We start from the raw sequence: 17,197 nt of genomic DNA on the forward strand, positions 1-17,197 counted from the left end.
AGGAAGGGAGGGAGGGAGGGAGGGAGGGAGGGAGGGAAGGAAGAGGCGGGAGGGACGGAGAGGGCGGCGTGTGGGGAAGGGAGGGTCGGCGGGCGGGGTTAGGGTCGTAAGGTGACCCCGGAACTCGCTGCACGCATCGTCGCGGACTCTCGCGACCGCGTGGCGTGGATGCGGGCACGATCCCGCGGCATCACCGCCACCGACGTCGCCGGGCTCACCTCCGAGAAGTCGATCGCCCGCGCCGCGGACTCCAAGCTCGGCGGAGGCCCCCGCTTCGGCGGCAACGCCTACACCGACCACGGCCGGCGACGGGAACCCGAGATCGCCGCATGGGTGGCAGCGACCCACGGCATCCTCCCCTCGTCCGCCCTGTTCCGCGCCGAGATCGAGCACCGTCACCTCGCCACACCCGACGGCATCGCGGTCGACGCCGACGGGCGTGTGAAGCTCGCCGAGATCAAGACGACGAACAAGGCGTTCCGCGGCATCCCCCGCACCTACCTCCGCCAGATCTGGTGGCAGCAGCACGTCCTCGGTGCCGAGCGGACGCTGTTCGTCTGGGAGGAGCACGTCGACTTCGCCCCGATCCACGACGAGCCGCGCTGCGTGTGGATCGACCGCGACGACCGCGAGATCGCCAAGCTGGTCGGCCTCGCCACCAACCTGATCGACGAGCTCTACCGACGCACCACCGGTCGGCAGGTTCCGAGCAGGACCCCGGACGACGCCGCGGCCAGCCGCCGCGAGCAGCTCCGCGAACGCGACGCGTTCCGCGCGCTGGCACTCGCCGACTGAGCCGTCGGCTTCCGCCTAATAGCTGCGCGCTGTGGCCATCGCGCACTGCGGGTTCGCGCCGAGGAGCCCCATGCTCGCGTTCGCGACGAGCCAGTCCGACCGCCACCCGCCCGGCCCGATGAAGCGGATGCCGAAGGTCTTCGTCGCCCCGAGAAGCCCCGTGAGCAGCCCGCCGTCGATGACCGTGACGTAGGCGGCTGCGTTCCCCGACGTCTGGACGTTTCCGAGAAGGTTGCTCAGGATCGGCTCGAGGAGTCCCTGATTGGCGATCTGCCCGAACTCCGCCTTCGTGAGGTCGTATCCCGTCGCGGCGGCGGGCGCCCGCCACGAGATTGTCACCCGGGGGTTGGCGCCCAGCAGCCCGCTGCTGGCCACACACCCCGGGGAACCCGAGGCGATGGGTTCGGGGATGTTGATCGAGGTTCCCGTCGCGGTCGCCCGCTCGGCGTCGGTCCACGCCGCCTCGGTCGAGGGGACGGTCGGGACGAGACCGACGGCGACCAGCAGCGAGATCCCGAGCACGGCGCCCGCCGAACGCAGGCCTTTCGCCGGGCTCATCGGTCACCGCCCGGTTCACGCGAAACGACGCCGATCGCGACGACGCGACGACGAGCGACGAGCAGAACGCCGACGACGACCAGCGCAGCCCCTCCAGCGAGCGCCCAGGGCGGCAGCGGCGATGGTCCGGTCGCAGCCAGTCCCCCACCGGGGCCCACTGTCACGTCTTCTCCGACACCCCTGGCATGGAGCCGGACGTTCGTCGAACCCGTGCCCGCGCCCTCACCGAGCCCAATGGAGAGCCGCACATGCGCGACATCGGTGTCGGCGACCTCACCGAGCTGCACCTCCGCGCCGTCGCGCGGGATCGGCCATGCCGAGCGCTCCACCATGGCGCCACCCGGGCACCCGTTCTCCTGCCATTCGCGCAGACAGATCGACACGTCGAGGACGAGCGGCGCGTCACCCGTGGCACTCAGAGCGATCGTGACGATCCCCGGATCGGGCGCCTCTGCGCTGACCGCGACGTCCCATCGCACCTGCTGCCCGGGGAGCAGGGATCCGGCGGCTTCCCAGTCCGCGACCGAGACCAGTCGCAAGATGCGCCCCTGGATGACCTCCGTGGTGGGTGCCGCCCAGGCCGGAGCGGCCGAGCCGAGCAGCAAGGCGAGCACGGCGACTCCAGCGCTCAGGCGTCTCATGAGCGTCGATCCCTGCGCCGCGTTCCCGCCGCGACCAGCGCCTCCGGAGCCGCGGGCTCTTCGTCAGCCGCTGGCTCTACGACGCCCCCGGAGGATCCCTCCAGCGTCGCGCGTTCCCTCCGCGGCCAGAACGCCCAGACCACCAGCAGGGATGCGCCGAGCGTGACCCCGCCGAGCACCCACGGGCTGCCGAACCAGACGATCACATTCGCGAGAGCGGGCACCGAGCCGCGGACGATACGGACATCGGAAACCGTGTACGGCGCCGGATCCTCGACGTCGTTCGCATCGCCCTTCATGGTGATGGTCCGGATGTCGCCCGCATCCGCCGGCTCGATGCCGGTGACGCGGTGCGTGATCGGCAGGGCCGCATCCCGATCCACCGTCACGACATCACCGACCGCGATGTCGGAGGCGGGGATCTTCTGCACGAGGGCGACGGACCCCGCCGGGATGCTCGGAGTCATCGATCCGGTCTTGAACATGATGAGCGAATAGCCGCCGGTGAAGGCCATGATCACGAGCACGATGCAGATCACACCGCCGATGGCCGCCAGGGTGAGCAGCACCTCGCGCACTCCGCGTCCCACTGCGCGGGCGCCGCGTGCGATGGTGGCCATGTCGTCGCTCAGCTCGTGCTTCCGGTGAAGGTCCAGGTCGGTTTGACGGTGCCACCCTGCGCCGTTCCGGTCGCGTCCGCCGGCAGCTCGAGCACGATGCAGTACGTGATCGTGTTGAGCGGGGTCACGGTCAGGGGCTGCGCGGGAAGCGCGGGAACAGCGGTCAGCGCGGCCGTCGCGGTGGCACCCGTCGTGCAGTTGGCGGGTGCCGCGACCACGGCGATGTTGACCCTGATCGCATTCTGCAGCGCGAGGTCGGCCCCGGTCGGCGTCGTGCCCGCATTGTTCGTCACGGCGACGCCGGTGAGGTTGACGGTACCGCCCAGGGTGCCCGACGCCTGCACCTGCACGTACGCCGCCTTCTTCACCCCCGGGTAGAGGCCCGATGCGTCCAGGGGCACCGTGAGCACGGTCTCGGTGGGTCCGTGCGAGACGAACGCTCCCTGGTCCGACCGCGATGCGATCGAGAAGCTCCCCGCGCTGACCGTGGTCGTCGCGAGTTCCTGGTCGGTCCACGCCGCGATCGTCATCGTCGCGCCGACACCGAGCACCAGCCCGCCGGCGAGCAGCGCCCGCACGCGTCGAAAGGTGCGCGAGGGCTTCGAACGGACGGATGCACGCAACGAGCGACGGGTGGGCGCTACGGCTGCACCGAGGTCGCGTTCCACTGCCATGTGACGGTTCCCGTGTCGCCCTGTTCGATCCCGCCCGCACCGGAGGCGGCGGTGACCTGGATGCACAGGTTGACGTCCGTTCCGGGAGTCATCGTCGCGGGCACTGCGGTTCCCGCGGCGAACGCGGTCGCATCGCATCCGAAGGTCGCCCCCGTGGACACGATGCCGTAGGTCAGCTTGCCGGCAGTGGCGAAGTCGCCCGCCCCCACCGGGGCCACCGAGTCGAGCGTCGCGTCGTAGGTGCCGCCGAGCCGCAGGGCGTAGGGCGCGTAGACCACATCCCCCGGGCTGAGGTTCGTCGGGTCGAGCTCGAAGGTCAGCGCAGCTGCCGCATCGTCGGTGGCATGGTCACTGAACGTCGTCCCATCCGTCGACCCCGTGAACGTGAAGGAGCCGGCGGTGAAGGTCCCGTTCGCGAACTCGGAATCGTTCCAGGCGGCGAGCGTGACCGCCGCCCCCACCCCGAGGACGAGTCCACCCGCCAGAAAGGCGAGAACCTTGCGCTTCGTGTCTTTGGTAGCCATCGGAGTCCCCCTCAGGAATCAGGCGTTCCGCGTGAATGCTTGGGAACGGCCTCCTCGCGGTGGCCCCGGCATCCCCGCCGTGCCCTCATCCTCACTGACGCCTTCCCACAGAACAAGGCGGTTTCGCGCACGTTGCCCGCACATCGCGCGCACTTCGAGACGCCACCCCGCGATGGTTGACGTAGATCAACGATTGTCATATAGTTGACCCAGTTCAACCATCTCGTGCGCGCCACAGCTGTCGCAGCATCCTCCCTTCCGACCGCGAAAGGTCTCGCATGACCACGGACTCCCCCGTCAAGATGACGCATCGCCAGGTGCTGGAAGCCCTCACCGGTCTCCTGCTCGGCATGTTCGTCTCGATGATCGCCACCACGGTGGTCTCCACATCGATGCCGGTCATCGTGCACGATCTCGGCGGCGACCAGGCCGCGTACACCTGGGTCATCACCGCGACCCTCCTCACCACCGCGATCTCCACCCCGATCTGGGGCAAGCTCGCCGACCTCTTCAACCGCAAGCTGCTGATCCAGATCGCGATCGTGATCTTCGTCGGTGCGACCGCCGCCGCCGGCTTCGCGCAGGACACGAACACCCTCATCGCCTTCCGAGCGATCCAGGGCATCGGCGGTGGCGGACTCGCCGCCCTCAGCCAGGTCATCATGGCCGACATCATCAGCCCGCGCGAGCGCGGCCGGTACATGGGGCTGTTCGGCGCCGTGATGGCCGTCGCCACCGTGGGCGGTCCGCTGCTCGGTGGCTGGATCACCGACGTCGCGAACTGGCGCTGGAACTTCTTCGTCGCGCTCCCCTTCGCCGTCGCCGCGCTGATCATCCTGCAGAAGACGCTGCACATCAGCACCGAGCGCACCCGCAAGGTCTCGATCGACTACGTCGGCATCGTGCTGCTCTCGGCCGCGGTCTCGTTGATCCTCATCTGGATCACGAACGCCGGCTCGACGTTCGACTGGTGGAGCACCGAGACCGTGCTGATGGTCGGCGGCGCGATCGTCTCGGCCATCGCCTTCATCATCGTCGAGCTCAAGGTGCGCGAGCCGCTCATCCCGCTCACGCTCTTCCGCGGTCGCACCTTCACGCTGTCGGTGCTCGCGTCGATCTCCATCGGCGTCGCGATGTTCGGCACCTCGGTGTACCTCGCGCAGTACATGCAGCTCTCGCGCGGCGCCACGCCCACCGAGGCGGGGCTCATGACGCTGCCGATGATGGCAGGGCTTCTGATCTCGTCGATGGTGATCGGCCAGCTCGTGACCCGCTTCGGCAAGTGGAAGGGCTACCTGATCCTCGGCTCCGTGCTGCTGATCGCCGGTTCCGTCATGCTGTCGACGCTGCACTACGACACGAACTTCATCCTCGTCTCGATCTACATGTTCGTGATGGGCGCCGGCGTCGGCATGACCATGCAGAACCTCGTCCTCATCGTGCAGAATGTCGCGAAGCCCAGCGAGATGGGTGTCGCCAGCTCGGGCGTCACCTTCTTCCGCAGCCTCGGCGGCACGGTCGGCGTCTCGGTCATGGGCGCCGTGCTCGCGAACAGCCTCACGGGCCTGTTCAGCGACGGGAAGGAGCGCCTGGGCACCGCGATCGCGAGGCTCGGCGACAAGGGCGCCGAGGTCGCAGCTCAGCTCTCCAGCGGAACGCTGCCCGAGGTCCGGCTGCTTCCGGAGCCGGTGCGCTCGATCGTCGAGGACTTCTACGCGCAGGCCATCTCGCACGCCTTCCTGATCGGCATCCCGCTCGCCGTGATCAGCCTCATCGCGATCCTGTTCCTGCCGAACCGACCGCTCACCACGATGACGACGACCGAGCGCGCACAGGCGGATGCAGCGAAGTCGGATGCAGCCGCGGACGGCAGCGGCACTCCGGTCGACGACGCGGCAGACGTCGCGATCGCCGATGCCGCAGCGCTCTCCGGTGCACCGACGACGGGCACCGTCGGCGTGGTCGGTCGCGCCCACGACGATGCGGCCTCCGATGCCGGACGCTGATCACCTCTCCGATACCCCCGAGGCGCGGGCCACTGCGGTCCGCGCCCTCGAGGCGGAGTTCGGCGAGCTGATCACGCACTTCCGCCGTGTGATCTCGGAGAACGCGAATCGCGTGAGCCCCGGTCTGCTGCCGGGCGCGTACAAGACCTTCACCACGATCGCGCGATGCGAGACGGTCACGGTGTCGGCGCTGTCCGAGCGGATGCTGCTGGACAAGGGCCAGGTCAGCCGGATGGTGCGGGAACTCGAGGAGCTCGGGCTCGTCGAGCGCTCGACCGATCCCGCGGACGGACGCTCCTTCCTGCTGCAGCTCACCCCCCTGGGCGAAGAGCGCCTCGCGGCCGCGCGGCTCCCTCAGGAGGGCAGGCTGCTGCGCACTCTCGAAGACTGGAGCCTCGCCGACATCGGTAGCCTCACCCGTCTGCTCCACGCCCTGGCTTCGGGCGCGAGCCCGGACGCGACCGCGGCCGAGTGACGGGCGCCTCGGCGAGCACGCGGCGCGCTTCGAGGGCGACCTCGGCGGCGATGGTGTCGAGCAGCTCCGATCGCAGATTCCACTGCTGCCAGTAGAGCTGGACACGAAGGGTCGGGCCACCCAGCGGGACCAGCCCGGTCGACTCCTGCAGGAGCGGGACCATCCCCCACCCGAGCCCGAGCGCGACGGCGACGGCATAGTCGTGCGATGCCGGGACGTAGTGCCGCGGCACCCCCGCCTCACTGACGGACATCGCTCGGAGCCACTCGTGCTGCAGTGTGTCCCGCCTGTCGAAGTCGACGAACGGTGCGGCCGTCAGGGCATCTGGCGTCACCCCGTCAGGGAACCACCGCGATGCGAACCCCGATTCCGCCATCGCCCGATACTCGAGCACGCCGAGGGGCGACACCGAGCATCCGGCGACCGGTGCGGCCTCGCTCGTGACCGCGGCCATCACGGTGCCGGATTCCAGGAGCCGCGCGGTGAAGTTCTGGTCGTCGCGGTGCAGGTCGAAGTCGATGTCGTGGCCGGCCGCGAGCCGGGACAGCGGCGCGAGGAACCACGTCGCCATCGAATCGGCGTTCACGGCGAGCGGGATGGTGATCCGCCGGCTGCCCGCCACCTCATCGATGCCCACCCCGATGAGCGCGTCATGTTCGAGCAGCGCGATCTGGCGGGCCAGACGGACGACGGCCTCTCCCGCCTCGGTCAGCCGCGCGGGCTTCGTCCGCACCACCAGGATCCGACCGAGTTGCTGCTCCAATGTCTTCAGGCGCTGGCTCACCGCCGACGGAGTGATCTGCATTCGCCTCGACGCGGCATCCAGCGTGCCCTCGTCGACGATCGCGGCGAGCGTGGCGGCCAGTTCGGGATCGATCCTCACATTAGCGATGCTAATGGCCCGGAAGGAATCTTCGCTTCTCTTCATGCTGGCGGATTCCTAGGCTGGAGCCATGCTCACGGTTCTCGCCGGCCTCGGACTCGGCCTCTCCCTCATCGTCGCCATCGGCGCGCAGAACGTCTTCGTGCTGCGCCAGGGCATCCGCCGCGAGCACGTGTGGGCTGTCGTGATCATCTGCGCCCTGTCGGATGCCGCCCTCATCGCCTCCGGCGTCGCCGGACTCGGATTCGTGCTGTCGGCCGCTCCGTGGCTCATCGTCGTGGCCCGCTGGGCGGGGGCGCTCTTCCTGCTGAGCTACGGCATCCTGGCCGCGCGGCGTGCCTGGCGCGGCGGCGAAGAGCTTCAGGTGGACGTCGCGGATGCCCCCGCCCCCGGGTCGACGACATCGGTCGGCTCGACGGCGACCGCCACCCGCACCCGGCTGGCGCCCGTGATCCTGACCACGCTCGCGCTCACGTGGCTGAACCCGCACGTCTACCTCGACACGGTGCTCATGCTCGGCTCGATCGCGGCGACGCACGGCGACGACCGCTGGCTCTTCGCGGGCGGCGCCATGGCTGCCAGCCTCCTGTGGTTCACGGCTCTGGGGTTCGGCGCGCGCTATCTGGGTCGATGGCTGCGCACGCCGCGCTCCTGGCGCATCCTGGATGCCGTGATCGCGGTGGTGATGATCGCCATCGCCATCAGCCTCGTGCTGCCGGTGCTGGGCGGCTGACGGATCAGCTGCCGTCGATCTGGGCGAGCCGGGCCTTGACCAGGCGGTCGAGCACGTCGTCGGGAATCGGATGCTCCGGCTGGAACCGGATGGTCCCCTTGTCGACGCTCACTCCCGGATGTCCCTCCAGCGCGCTCGCAACTGCCGCAACCGCATCCGGGCTGAACGGATAGATCCCGATGTGCTTCTTGGCGCGCATCACCGACAGGAGCGGCTTGCCTCCATACACGAGGGCCGGCATCCCGTAGCCCTTGCCTTGCTCCGCGTCCGGCGCCTCCCGTCGCGCGACCGCATAGACCCGGTCGATGGCGTCACGGTCCGCAGGGAGGAGTTCTTCGAGGTAGTCGTCGACGGTGCCCATCACGGCATCCTTCCACCGTTCCGCGCGCAGGGCGAGGACCGGGCGGGATCAGGCGCCGTCGAGCGGACGCATGATGCGCGTGAGGAAACGCTGCGTGCGCTCGTGCTTCGGCGCGCGGAAGAGTTCGGCCGGCGGGCCCTGCTCCACGACCACACCGGCATCCATGAACAGCACATGGTCGGCTGCCTCGCGCGCGAAGCTCAGCTCGTGCGTCACGACCGCCATGGTCCAGTTCTCATCCGCCAGCTCCTTGATCACCAGCAGCACCTCCCCCACCAGCTCGGGGTCGAGCGCACTGGTCGGCTCGTCGAAGAGGAGCAGGTCGGGCTTGAGCGCGAGCGCCCGCACGATGCCGACGCGCTGCTGCTGACCACCCGAGAGCTGATGCGGGCGCGCGTGCGCCTTGTCTGCCAGGCCCACCCGGTCGAGCAGGAGGAGAGCGTCGGTCACGACCTCGGCCTTGGGACGCCCCTGCACCCTCCACGGTCCCTCGATCACGTTCTCGAGGACGGTGAGGTGCGGGAAGAGATTGTGATGCTGGAACACCATCGCCGACCGGTCGCGCAGGGCGAGCCGCTTCTGCTTCTGCTCGCGGTTCCCGGGCTTGGCGGCGGGTGCGAAGTCGATCTCGGGCCCTCCCGCGACGGCGATGGTTCCCGCGTCGGGGGTCTCGAGGCCGTTGAGCGCGCGCAGCACCGTCGTCTTCCCCGAACCGCTCGGACCGATGAGGACGACGACCTCGCCACGATGCAGCGTCAGGTCGATGCCGCGCAGCACCTCGTTGTCCCCGAAGCTCTTGCGCAGACCGCGGGCCGTGAGGAGCGCCTCCGAGGCACTCCCGGTGTTCCTGTCAATGGGCGACACGGCTGTCGAGCCTCCTTTCGAGAGCACTCTGACCGAAGGAGAGCACCAGGCAGAACACCCAGTACACCAGCGCCGCGGCGAGGTAGACCACCATGAACTCGAGAGTCGTCGCGGCGATCTGCTGCGCCACCTTGAACAGCTCCGTCACCAGGATCAGCGAGGTGAGGGAGGTGTCCTTGACGAGCGAGATGAACGTGTTGGACAGCGGCGGCACCGACACACGTGCTGCCTGAGGCAGGATGATCCGGGTCAGCGTGCGGGTGCGGTTCATCCCGACCGTGTACGCCGCCTCCCACTGCCCCTTCGGGACCGAGAGGATCGCCGCGCGCACCACCTCGGCCCCGTAGCCGCCCACGTTGAGCGAGAGCGCGATGATGGCGCTGGGCCAGGGGTCGAGCGTGATCCCGATCGACGGCATGCCGTAGAAGATCACGAACAGCTGCACGAGCATGGGCGTGCCGCGGATCACCGAGATGTAGAACCGGGCGACGCCGGAGACGACCGGGTGCACCGAGATCCGCATCAGTGCGACGCCGACGGCGATGACGAGCCCCAGGACGAACGACACCAGGGCGAGGGGCACCGTCGCCGTCAGACCCGCCCAGGCGATCGGCCCGAGCGAATCGAAGAACAGCTGCCAGGGGCTCTCCATCGACTACTGCGTGACGTCTTCGCCGAAGTACTTGTCGCTGATCTCGGCCAGGGTCCCGTCAGCGCGGAGCTCTTCGAGGGCACCGTCGACGGCCTCGACGAGCGCCTCCTTGTCCTGGGTGAACACGAAGGCCTGCTCGCCGGCCTCATCCGTCTCGGCGGCGATCTTCAGTCCGGTCGGGCTGTTGGTGGTCTCGTAGTCGAGGAAGGTCAGCTTGTCGTTGACCGTCGCATCCACGCGGCCCTGGCGCAGCAGCTCCACCGCCTGCGCCCAGCCTTCGACCGCTTCCACCTTCGCTCCCGAGTCGGTGGCCAGCTCGTACCAGTTGCTGGTGAGCGACTGTGCGGTGGTCTTGCCGTCGAGGTCGTCGAACGAGGAAATCGAGTCGTCGTCCTCGGCCACGACGATGACGCCGGGCGAGACCGTGTACGGGGCGCTGAAGAGGTACTTCGCCTCGCGCTCGTCGTTGATCGAGACCTGGTTGGCGATGACGTCGAAACGTCCCGCGTCGAGGCCCGCGAAGATCGCATCCCACTGCGTCTCCTGGAACTTCACCTCGAGGCCGAGCTTGTCGGCGACGGCCTGGATGATCTCCACGTCGAAGCCGGTGAGGTCGCCCGAGCCGCCGTCGCCGTGGAAGCTGAAGGGGCGGTAGGTGCCCTCGGTCGCGACCGTGAGCGTGCCCTCCTGCACCAGCCCGAAGTCGGAACCCTCTGCGCCGTCGGATGTGCTGGCGGGCGTGCTCGACCCGCTGCAGGCGGTGAGCGCCGCGGCGGCGACGACGAGTGCGGTGACGGCGATGAGACGACGGGACATGGACCCTCCTGGGGTGAGAAGCGCGGTGCGAGTTTACGCGACCGTCGCGGGAACTCCCTCACAGTACGCGGACGGGGCCGCGTCTCCGCATCCGATGACGTTTCGTTTCGTGGGGGATGAACGCAGAAACGCCCCCGGGCGGACCCGGGGGCGTTCCTCTGCGACTGGGTCGCTGAGCTTGTCGAAGCGTCAGATGGAGTTGACGTCCAGCGGGATGCCGGGGCCGAACGTGGTCGACACCGCACCCTTCTGGATGTAACGGCCCTTCGAGCTCGACGGCTTGAGGCGGACGATCTCCTCGAGCGCTGCGCCGATGTTCTCGTCGAGCTGCTCAGCGGTGAACGATGCCTTGCCGACGACGAAGTGCACGTTGGCGTGCTTGTCGACGCGGAACTCGATCTTTCCGCCCTTGATCTCCTCGACGGCCTTGGCCGGGTTCGGGGTCACGGTGCCGGTCTTCGGGTTCGGCATCAGACCACGCGGTCCGAGCACCTTTCCGAGACGACCGACCTGGCCCATGAGCTCCGGGGTGGAGACAGCGGCGTCGAAGTTGGTCCAGCCATCGGCGACCTTCTGGATGAGCTCGGCGCCGCCGACCTCATCTGCACCTGCGGCGATCGCTGCCTCGGCCGCGGGGCCGGTGGCGAAGACGATGACGCGGGCGGTCTTACCGGTGCCGTGGGGCAGGATGACGGTGCCGCGCACCATCTGGTCTGCCTTGCGGGGGTCGACGGCGAGCTTCAGCGCGACCTCGACGGTCGAGTCGAACTTCGACGAGCCGGTCTCCTTCGCGAGGGCGACTGCCTCGGTCGGGGTGTAGAAACGGTCTGCCTCGATCTTCTCGGCGGCAGCCTTGTAAGCCTTGGACTTGGTAGCCATGATTATTCTCCTCAGCCCTCGACCGTGATGCCCATGGAGCGGGCGGTGCCGGCGATGATCGAGATCGCGGCCTCGATGTCGTTCGCGTTCAGGTCGGCCTGCTTGGTCTCGGCGATCTGGCGGACCTGGTCCTTGGTGATCTTCGCGACCTTGACGGTGTGCGGGGTCGCAGAGCCCTTGGGGACGCCTGCGGCCTTCTTGATGAGCTCCGCCGCCGGCGGGGTCTTCAGGACGAAGGTGAAGCTGCGGTCCTCGTAGACGGTGATCTCGACGGGGATGACGTTGCCGCGCTGCGACTCGGTCGCGGCGTTGTACGCCTTGCAGAACTCCATGATGTTGACGCCATGCTGACCGAGCGCGGGGCCGATCGGCGGCGCCGGGTTGGCTGCACCGGCGTTGATCTGAAGCTTGATCAGGCCGGTCACCTTCTTCTTCGGTGCCATTCTCTTTCCTTTCATCGAATCGGATGCCGGAGCATCCGCTTCTCCCACAGATCCGGCGTTTCCGGACCGTGGTCGTCTCTGCGCACGCCGAAGCGGCACACAAACCACACAAGTCTACCCGATCAGGACGAGTCGCGCGGACCCCGGCCATCATCGCCGTACTGGGACACGATCCGCACGCCGAGCGCCAGGAGCGCGGCGCGGACGGCGGCGGGTTCGATGACCTCCACGGCGCCCGTCCAGCCCGCCAGCTGCTCCGCGAGCGCATCGACACGGTGCGCGCTGACCTCCATCCGCACGCGCCCATCGGCGCCTGGCTCATCGGGGAGCATCCGCGCCTGCGCGCCGAACCGGTCGTGCAGCGCCTTCACCGCCCAGGGTTCCACGCCGACCACAGCCCGAGCTGCCCCGCGCATCTCCTCAACTCGCTCGACCATCTCCGACCACGCCCGCGAGTGGTCGAAACCGGCAGGAGCGGAACCGCGAGACGACAGCACACGGACCTCCACGATCCGATCCGCCCGATATGTGCGCAACGCCTCCTCGTCGGCGTCGTCCGTCCCGGCGGTCGCCGACGCGGCGAGCAAGTACCAGCGCGGCCCACGGCTGCCGACCATCAGGGGGACGACCTCGAAGGAGGATGATCCGGATGCTCCTTCGTAGCGCAGCTCGACACGGAACCCTCCCGCGATCGCCCGCTGGAGCTCCGCGACCGACGGCGGCACCGCGTCGGTCTCGGTCACGCCCCACGGGGCATCGCGCACCGTCGTGGCAGCGACGCGCTGAGCGCCCTCACGGAACGGCTCCGGCAGCGCGCGGACGAGCTTGCGCGTGGCGGCGATCCGCTCCGGGGTCGCTGCACCGCTCTGGGTCAGTGCGACGAGCAGCGACGTCACCTCTCCCTGCGTGAGGCCGGTGAGATCGGTGCGCGCGCCGCCGATGAGCCGCCACCCGCCGCCTCTCCCCCGACTCGGATAGATGGGCACCCCGGACATCGCCAAGGCTTCGAGGTCGCGGCGCGCGGTCGGCACCGACACCTCGAGTTCGGCCGCGAGCTGCGCAGCCGTGATGTGCGCTCTGCCCTGCAGGAGCAGAAGCGCCTGGATGAGGCGGTCGGCGCGGATCAGAACCTCTTTTCAGAAGTGATCATTTGGTGATCACTTCAACCGCGAGCATAGAAGAAGAAGCCCATCAGCAGAAGTACCCACTCAGAAGGAGAATCCCATGTTCCGTGGTCTCGCAAATCTCAACCTCGTCGCCGAGGACATGCCCGCCGCCGTCGCCTGGTACACCGCGGTCTTCGGATCGGGCCCCTACTTCACGCGCCCCGAGGCCGGTCCCGCACAATACGCGGAGTGGCGGTTCGGCGACGACGAAGACGAGTTCGCCCTGATGGATGCCCGCTTCCGCCCCGCGCTTCCCCAGCCGGGTGGCGCGCTGGTGAGCATGCACGTCGACGACATCCACGCGGAGGTGGCCCGGCTCCTCGAACTCGGCGCCACGGCTTTCGACCCGGTCACCCAGCGCGGTGAAGGCTGGTGGTCGGCATCGGTCAGCGACCCGTTCGGCAACCTGATCGGACTCATCCAGAGCCCGCACTGGGCCGCACAGCACTGACGGGGGTGCCGTTCCGGTCGCAGTTGCTGCCGCCTCGCGGACGATAAGGCGACATCAAGTGCGACCGGAACTGAATCAACGCGCGGCGCAACGCAAGAACGGCCGCCCCGGAAGGGACGGCCGTTCTCGTGAGGATGTGTGGGTCAGACCATCTTGGTGACCTGGTCGAACGACAGCTCGACCGGGGTCTCGCGCTCGAAGAGGGAGACGAGGACCGTGAGCTTGCCGCTCTCGGGCTTGATCTCGCTGATCGAACCGGGAAGACCCGCGAACGAGCCCTCCTTGATCGTGATGGTCTCGCCGACCTCGAAGTCGACCTCGGCCGGCAGCGGACGAGCGACGGCGACGCCGCCCTTCGACGCGATGTTCTTGGCCGTGGGGACGTCCTTGACCTCGACGAGCGACTTCAGCATGTTGAAGGCCTCTTCGAAGCGCAGCGGCGTGGGGTTGTGGGCGTTGCCCACGAAGCCGGTGACACCCGGGGTGTGACGCACGACCGACCAGGTGTCTTCCGTGAGCTCCATGCGCACCAGCACGTAGCCGGGGATGCGCACGCGGGTGACCATCTTGCGCTGGCCGTTCTTGATCTCGACCACGTCTTCCATCGGGACCTCGATCTGGTAGATCTCGTCCTCGACCTCGAGCGTCGACTTGCGCTGCTCGATGTTGGCCTTCACCTTGCGCTCGAAGCCGGCGTAGGAGTGGATGACGTACCACTTGCCCGGGAGCATGCGGAGGTCCATGCGGAAGGCCTCGTACGGGTCTTCCTCTGCGTCCTCGTCGTCGGCGTCTGCGGAGTCCTCGTCATCGGCGGAGGAGTCCTCGTCGCCGTTGACATCCGGACCGTCGTAGGGGGTGACCTCGTCGGCCGCAGCCGCGTCGAGGTCGGCGGCCTCTTCGGCCACAGATTCGTTGAGGACCTCAGCGGCAGCCTCAGACTCAGCCGCTTCGTCCAGGTTCAGAGCGTCGTTCACGATCGCGTCCGCCTCCGGGTCGTCGATGTCGATGTCGATGTCAGCCGTGTCATCCGCTTCGCCGTCTTCGTCTTCGACGTGGACGGCGACGTGCTCGGCCGAAGTGGCCGAGAGCTCTTCCTCGGCGAGGACGTTGCCCTCCTGGGCTTCGTCTTCCTCGCTGGACTGCTCTGCGGCGGTCGCCCAGTCGGCGTCGTCGGAATATCGTTCAGACACGTTGTTTCTTCTCCATAGCTGCGGCGCGAGCCGCGGGGGTCATCAGCCAGGGATTCCGAACACCCAGTGCGTCAAGAACGCGAACAGCGTGTCCAAGCCGTAGACGATGCCCATGACGATCAGAACGAAGACGAGCACCACCAGGGTGAACTTGAACAGCTCCTTGCGAGTCGGAGTGACGACCTTGCGGAGCTCGGCGATGACCTGGCGGATGAACAGGGCGATACCCCCGAAGAACCGTGAGAAGGGGTTGCCCTTCTTCTCGCGGGTGGCGCCGGCCGCGACGACCTCGCCGCGCGGTTCGTCCTGATCCATCCTGAATGTACCTTTCGTGTGTCAGCGTTGCGCTGACGCGCAGGGCGGACAGGAATCGAACCTGCAACCTGCGGTTTTGGAGACCGCTGCTCTGCCAATTGAGCTACCGCCCTAGAGACCGGGAGGTCTCGGGGTTCTCTCTCCACTCTGCCACCGTGACTGTGATCAGGAGACCCCAGGCATGGCGAAAGAATGCAGAGAACAACTGCCCCACAAGCATACGGCATCGATCCGGTGGCGCCGAACCGGGATCGCGAAGGCGTGTTCTTGTTAGGCTCAGCGAGCGTATGCAGGAGGAGGGAGCGCCGGTGAGCGCTGAGGTGCAGCAGTTCCAGGTGGATCTGCGCGGGGTGGTCGATCTGCTCAGCAGACACATCTACTCCAGTCCACGGGTGTACCTGCGGGAGCTGCTGCAGAACGCCCGCGACGCGATCACCGCACGCCGCGAGGTCGACGGCGGAGGCGGACGCATCCGGATCACCCCGCTGACCGCGGAGAACGGCGAGTTCGTGTTGCGCGACGACGGCGTGGGTCTCACCGCGACGGAGGTGGCGGATCTGCTGGCCACCGTCGGCCGCAGCTCCAAGCGCGACATCTTCGACCTCCCACGCAGCGACTATCTCGGGCAGTTCGGCATCGGTCTGCTCAGCTGCTTCATGGTCGCCGACACCATCGTCATCCGCTCCCGCAGCGCCCGCGGCGGCGCGTCGGTCGAATGGACGGGAAGCGCCGACGGCACGTTCCAGGTGGCCGAGATCGACGAGGAGCTTCCCATCGGCACCAGCGTGCACCTCGTGCCGCGCTTCGACGCCGACGAGCTCCTGCGCCCTGCCGCCGTGCACGAGCTGGCGACGACGTTCGGCGAGTTCCTGCCCGTGCGGGTCACGCTCGACGGCCCCGGCGGCGACATCGACATCACCAGGGATGCGCCCTTCCTCGATGCCGCCCGCGACCCCGAGGCCGCCGTGCAGTACGGGCGCGACCTCCTCGGCGCGGGCCCGCTCGACGTGATCGAGCTGGGCGAGCCCGCCACCGGGACCCGCGGCCTCGCGTACGTGCTGCCCTACGCCCCGCCGCCGGGTGCACGTCAGGCGACGCGCATGTATCTGGGACGGATGCTGCTCTCCGAGCGCGTCGACGACGTGCTCCCCGAGTGGGCGTTCTTCGTCCGCGCCGTGATCGACTCCACCGGCCTCGCCCCCACCGCGAGCCGGGAGTCTCTGGTCGAGGACGCGGCGCTCGAGCGCGTGCGTGAACAGCTCGGCGCCGGCATCCGCCGCTGGGTCCTGGAGCTGGGCCTGAGCGAGCCGCATCGTCTCGCGCAGTTCGTGGCCGTGCACGAGGTCGGGCTCAAGTCGCTCGTGCGCCACGACGAGGAGCTTGCCCACTTCATCTCCCGCTGGCTGACCGTCGAGACCACGCACGGCACGATGCGGATCGGCGACCTCGCGGAGCGATACCCGCACGTGCGGTATGCGCAGACCGTCGACGAGTTCCGCCAGGTGGCCGGCATCTCCCCCGCCGACGAGGTGCTCGTCAACGGCGGATACCTCTACGACGCCGACCTGATCCGGATGCTGCCCGACCTCTACCCGCACGTCACCGTCGAGAAGGTCGACGTCACCGGAGAGCTCGACCGCCTCGACCCTCCCCCGCTCGACGACCGCGATGCCGCCGTGGCATTGGAGACGCGCGCGGGCGCTGTGCTGGCCGCATCCGACTGCTCGGTGGTCGTGCGCTCGATCGACCGCCCCGACCTCGCCGGACTCTACGTCGCCGACCCTGAGGTGCTGCGCGCGATCGACCGCGGACGCACCAAGGGCGTCACCGGCGCGCTCTGGGGCGGCGTGCTGGACCGCATCGACAAGACGATGTCCTCGGCGCGCGAAGACGACCTCCGCGCCCGCCTGTGCCTGAACTGGTCGAACCGGGTGGTCCGCGCCCTGGTGCGCGTGCAGGACGACGCCGTCTTCGCCCGCACCGTGCAGCTGCTCTACATCCAGGCGCTGCTCGCCGGGCACCATCCGCTCGCCGACGCCGATCGTGCCCTGATGACCAGCGCACTCGCCGACCTCGTCTCCCTTTCGGCCGGCATCGAAGGGGACCAGATCCCGTTCGTCGAAGGCCGCTGACACATCCCACCGAAGGATC

At 68.5% G+C, this 17,197-nt stretch carries 21 protein-coding genes and 1 tRNA gene; 6 read left to right on the forward strand and 16 right to left on the reverse strand.

The features are described from left to right. The first annotated feature begins 111 nt into the window (after positions 1-111). Positions 112-795 carry a YqaJ viral recombinase family protein gene (locus DW298_RS01270; RefSeq protein WP_136040679.1) on the forward strand — a complete coding sequence of 228 codons (684 nt, stop codon included), beginning with the start codon at positions 112-114 and terminating at the stop codon, positions 793-795. A gap of 15 nt (positions 796-810) precedes the next feature. Here DW298_RS01270 and DW298_RS01275 read toward each other — a convergent pair whose 3' ends face one another. Genes DW298_RS01275 through DW298_RS01295 form a run of 5 tightly spaced genes read right to left on the reverse strand, consistent with a single transcriptional unit; the run spans position 811 to position 3,812 of the window. Continuing rightward, complete coding sequence (locus DW298_RS01275) at positions 811-1,353, reverse strand: hypothetical protein (RefSeq protein WP_136040680.1); 543 nt, start codon at positions 1,351-1,353, stop codon at positions 811-813. Next, the gene (locus tag DW298_RS01280) at positions 1,350-1,994 is read right to left on the reverse strand and encodes a hypothetical protein (protein WP_136040681.1); all 645 of its coding nucleotides are present in this window, start codon (positions 1,992-1,994) and stop codon (positions 1,350-1,352) included. The genes DW298_RS01275 and DW298_RS01280 overlap by 4 nt, the downstream gene beginning before the upstream one ends. Beyond that, on the reverse strand, positions 1,991-2,614 hold the full coding sequence (locus tag DW298_RS01285) for a signal peptidase I (protein WP_136040682.1): 624 nt from the start codon (positions 2,612-2,614) through the stop codon (positions 1,991-1,993). Before DW298_RS01285 ends, DW298_RS01280 begins: the two co-directional genes overlap by 4 nt. An 8-nt stretch (positions 2,615-2,622) precedes the next feature. After that, a complete protein-coding gene (locus DW298_RS01290) occupies positions 2,623-3,288 on the reverse strand; it encodes a SipW-dependent-type signal peptide-containing protein (RefSeq protein ID WP_136040683.1) in 666 nt (221 codons plus the stop codon). Then, positions 3,255-3,812, reverse strand: a complete 558-nt coding sequence (locus DW298_RS01295) for a SipW-dependent-type signal peptide-containing protein (RefSeq protein ID WP_136040684.1) — start codon at positions 3,810-3,812, stop codon at positions 3,255-3,257. The genes DW298_RS01290 and DW298_RS01295 overlap by 34 nt, the downstream gene beginning before the upstream one ends. 278 nt (positions 3,813-4,090) lie before the next feature. Here DW298_RS01295 and DW298_RS01300 point away from each other — a divergent pair, with 278 nt between their 5' ends. After that, positions 4,091-5,818, forward strand: coding sequence for an MDR family MFS transporter (locus DW298_RS01300; RefSeq protein ID WP_136040685.1), 1,728 nt, complete (start codon positions 4,091-4,093; stop codon positions 5,816-5,818). Further along, positions 5,805-6,293: a MarR family transcriptional regulator gene (locus DW298_RS01305; protein ID WP_136040686.1), complete on the forward strand. Its 489-nt coding sequence runs from the start codon at positions 5,805-5,807 to the stop codon at positions 6,291-6,293. Before DW298_RS01300 ends, DW298_RS01305 begins: the two co-directional genes overlap by 14 nt. Here DW298_RS01305 and DW298_RS01310 read toward each other — a convergent pair. After that, positions 6,232-7,176: a LysR family transcriptional regulator ArgP gene (locus DW298_RS01310; RefSeq protein WP_205820205.1), complete on the reverse strand. Its 945-nt coding sequence runs from the start codon at positions 7,174-7,176 to the stop codon at positions 6,232-6,234. The genes DW298_RS01305 and DW298_RS01310 overlap by 62 nt on opposite strands. Before the next feature lie 70 nt (positions 7,177-7,246). Between DW298_RS01310 and DW298_RS01315 the strand changes: the two genes are divergently transcribed. Next, positions 7,247-7,909 (forward strand): LysE/ArgO family amino acid transporter, encoded by a 663-nt coding sequence (locus DW298_RS01315; RefSeq protein WP_136040688.1) that lies wholly within the window; start codon positions 7,247-7,249, stop codon positions 7,907-7,909. A gap of 4 nt (positions 7,910-7,913) precedes the next feature. Here the strand turns inward: DW298_RS01315 and DW298_RS01320 are convergent, their stop codons facing one another. The 7 genes from DW298_RS01320 to DW298_RS01350 all read right to left on the reverse strand — a co-directional run bounded on the left by DW298_RS01320 (position 7,914) and on the right by DW298_RS01350 (position 13,051). Continuing rightward, complete coding sequence (locus DW298_RS01320) at positions 7,914-8,270, reverse strand: DUF1801 domain-containing protein (RefSeq protein ID WP_136040689.1); 357 nt, start codon at positions 8,268-8,270, stop codon at positions 7,914-7,916. Positions 8,271-8,318: 48 nt separating this feature from the next. Further along, positions 8,319-9,134 (reverse strand): amino acid ABC transporter ATP-binding protein, encoded by an 816-nt coding sequence (locus DW298_RS01325; protein WP_275087535.1) that lies wholly within the window; start codon positions 9,132-9,134, stop codon positions 8,319-8,321. Then, positions 9,121-9,786 (reverse strand): amino acid ABC transporter permease, encoded by a 666-nt coding sequence (locus tag DW298_RS01330; protein WP_136040690.1) that lies wholly within the window; start codon positions 9,784-9,786, stop codon positions 9,121-9,123. The genes DW298_RS01325 and DW298_RS01330 overlap by 14 nt, the downstream gene beginning before the upstream one ends. Before the next feature lie 3 nt (positions 9,787-9,789). Beyond that, entirely contained in the window at positions 9,790-10,602 is an 813-nt protein-coding gene (locus DW298_RS01335) for an amino acid ABC transporter substrate-binding protein (protein ID WP_136040691.1), read from the reverse strand. A 189-nt stretch (positions 10,603-10,791) separates the two neighbouring features. Then, the gene (gene rplA, locus DW298_RS01340; RefSeq protein ID WP_029260994.1) at positions 10,792-11,481 is read right to left on the reverse strand and encodes a 50S ribosomal protein L1; all 690 of its coding nucleotides are present in this window, start codon (positions 11,479-11,481) and stop codon (positions 10,792-10,794) included. 11 nt (positions 11,482-11,492) lie between these two features. Next, positions 11,493-11,924, reverse strand: coding sequence for a 50S ribosomal protein L11 (rplK, locus tag DW298_RS01345; RefSeq protein ID WP_017829145.1), 432 nt, complete (start codon positions 11,922-11,924; stop codon positions 11,493-11,495). Between the two features lie 122 nt (positions 11,925-12,046). Further along, positions 12,047-13,051 carry a WYL domain-containing protein gene (locus DW298_RS01350; RefSeq protein ID WP_342589070.1) on the reverse strand — a complete coding sequence of 335 codons (1,005 nt, stop codon included), beginning with the start codon at positions 13,049-13,051 and terminating at the stop codon, positions 12,047-12,049. Positions 13,052-13,148: 97 nt separating this feature from the next. Between DW298_RS01350 and DW298_RS01355 the strand changes: the two genes are divergently transcribed. Next, positions 13,149-13,541, forward strand: coding sequence for a VOC family protein (locus DW298_RS01355; protein WP_136040693.1), 393 nt, complete (start codon positions 13,149-13,151; stop codon positions 13,539-13,541). 143 nt (positions 13,542-13,684) lie between these two features. On the opposite strand, the gene nusG is transcribed toward DW298_RS01355, so the two are convergent. The 3 genes from nusG to DW298_RS01370 form a co-directional block, all read right to left on the reverse strand. Then, positions 13,685-14,731, reverse strand: a complete 1,047-nt coding sequence (gene nusG / locus DW298_RS01360; RefSeq protein WP_136040694.1) for a transcription termination/antitermination protein NusG — start codon at positions 14,729-14,731, stop codon at positions 13,685-13,687. Between the two features lie 42 nt (positions 14,732-14,773). Next, complete coding sequence (secE, locus tag DW298_RS01365; RefSeq protein WP_029260992.1) at positions 14,774-15,046, reverse strand: preprotein translocase subunit SecE; 273 nt, start codon at positions 15,044-15,046, stop codon at positions 14,774-14,776. A gap of 40 nt (positions 15,047-15,086) precedes the next feature. After that, a tRNA-Trp gene (locus tag DW298_RS01370) sits at positions 15,087-15,159 on the reverse strand. 195 nt (positions 15,160-15,354) lie between these two features. On the opposite strand from DW298_RS01370, the gene DW298_RS01375 reads away from it, so the two are divergent. Beyond that, positions 15,355-17,178 (forward strand): HSP90 family protein, encoded by a 1,824-nt coding sequence (locus tag DW298_RS01375; RefSeq protein ID WP_168429494.1) that lies wholly within the window; start codon positions 15,355-15,357, stop codon positions 17,176-17,178. Positions 17,179-17,197: the final 19 nt, after the last annotated feature.

Source organism: Microbacterium sp. A20 (assembly GCF_004794515.1).
Taxonomy (GTDB): Bacteria; Actinomycetota; Actinomycetes; order Actinomycetales; family Microbacteriaceae; genus Microbacterium.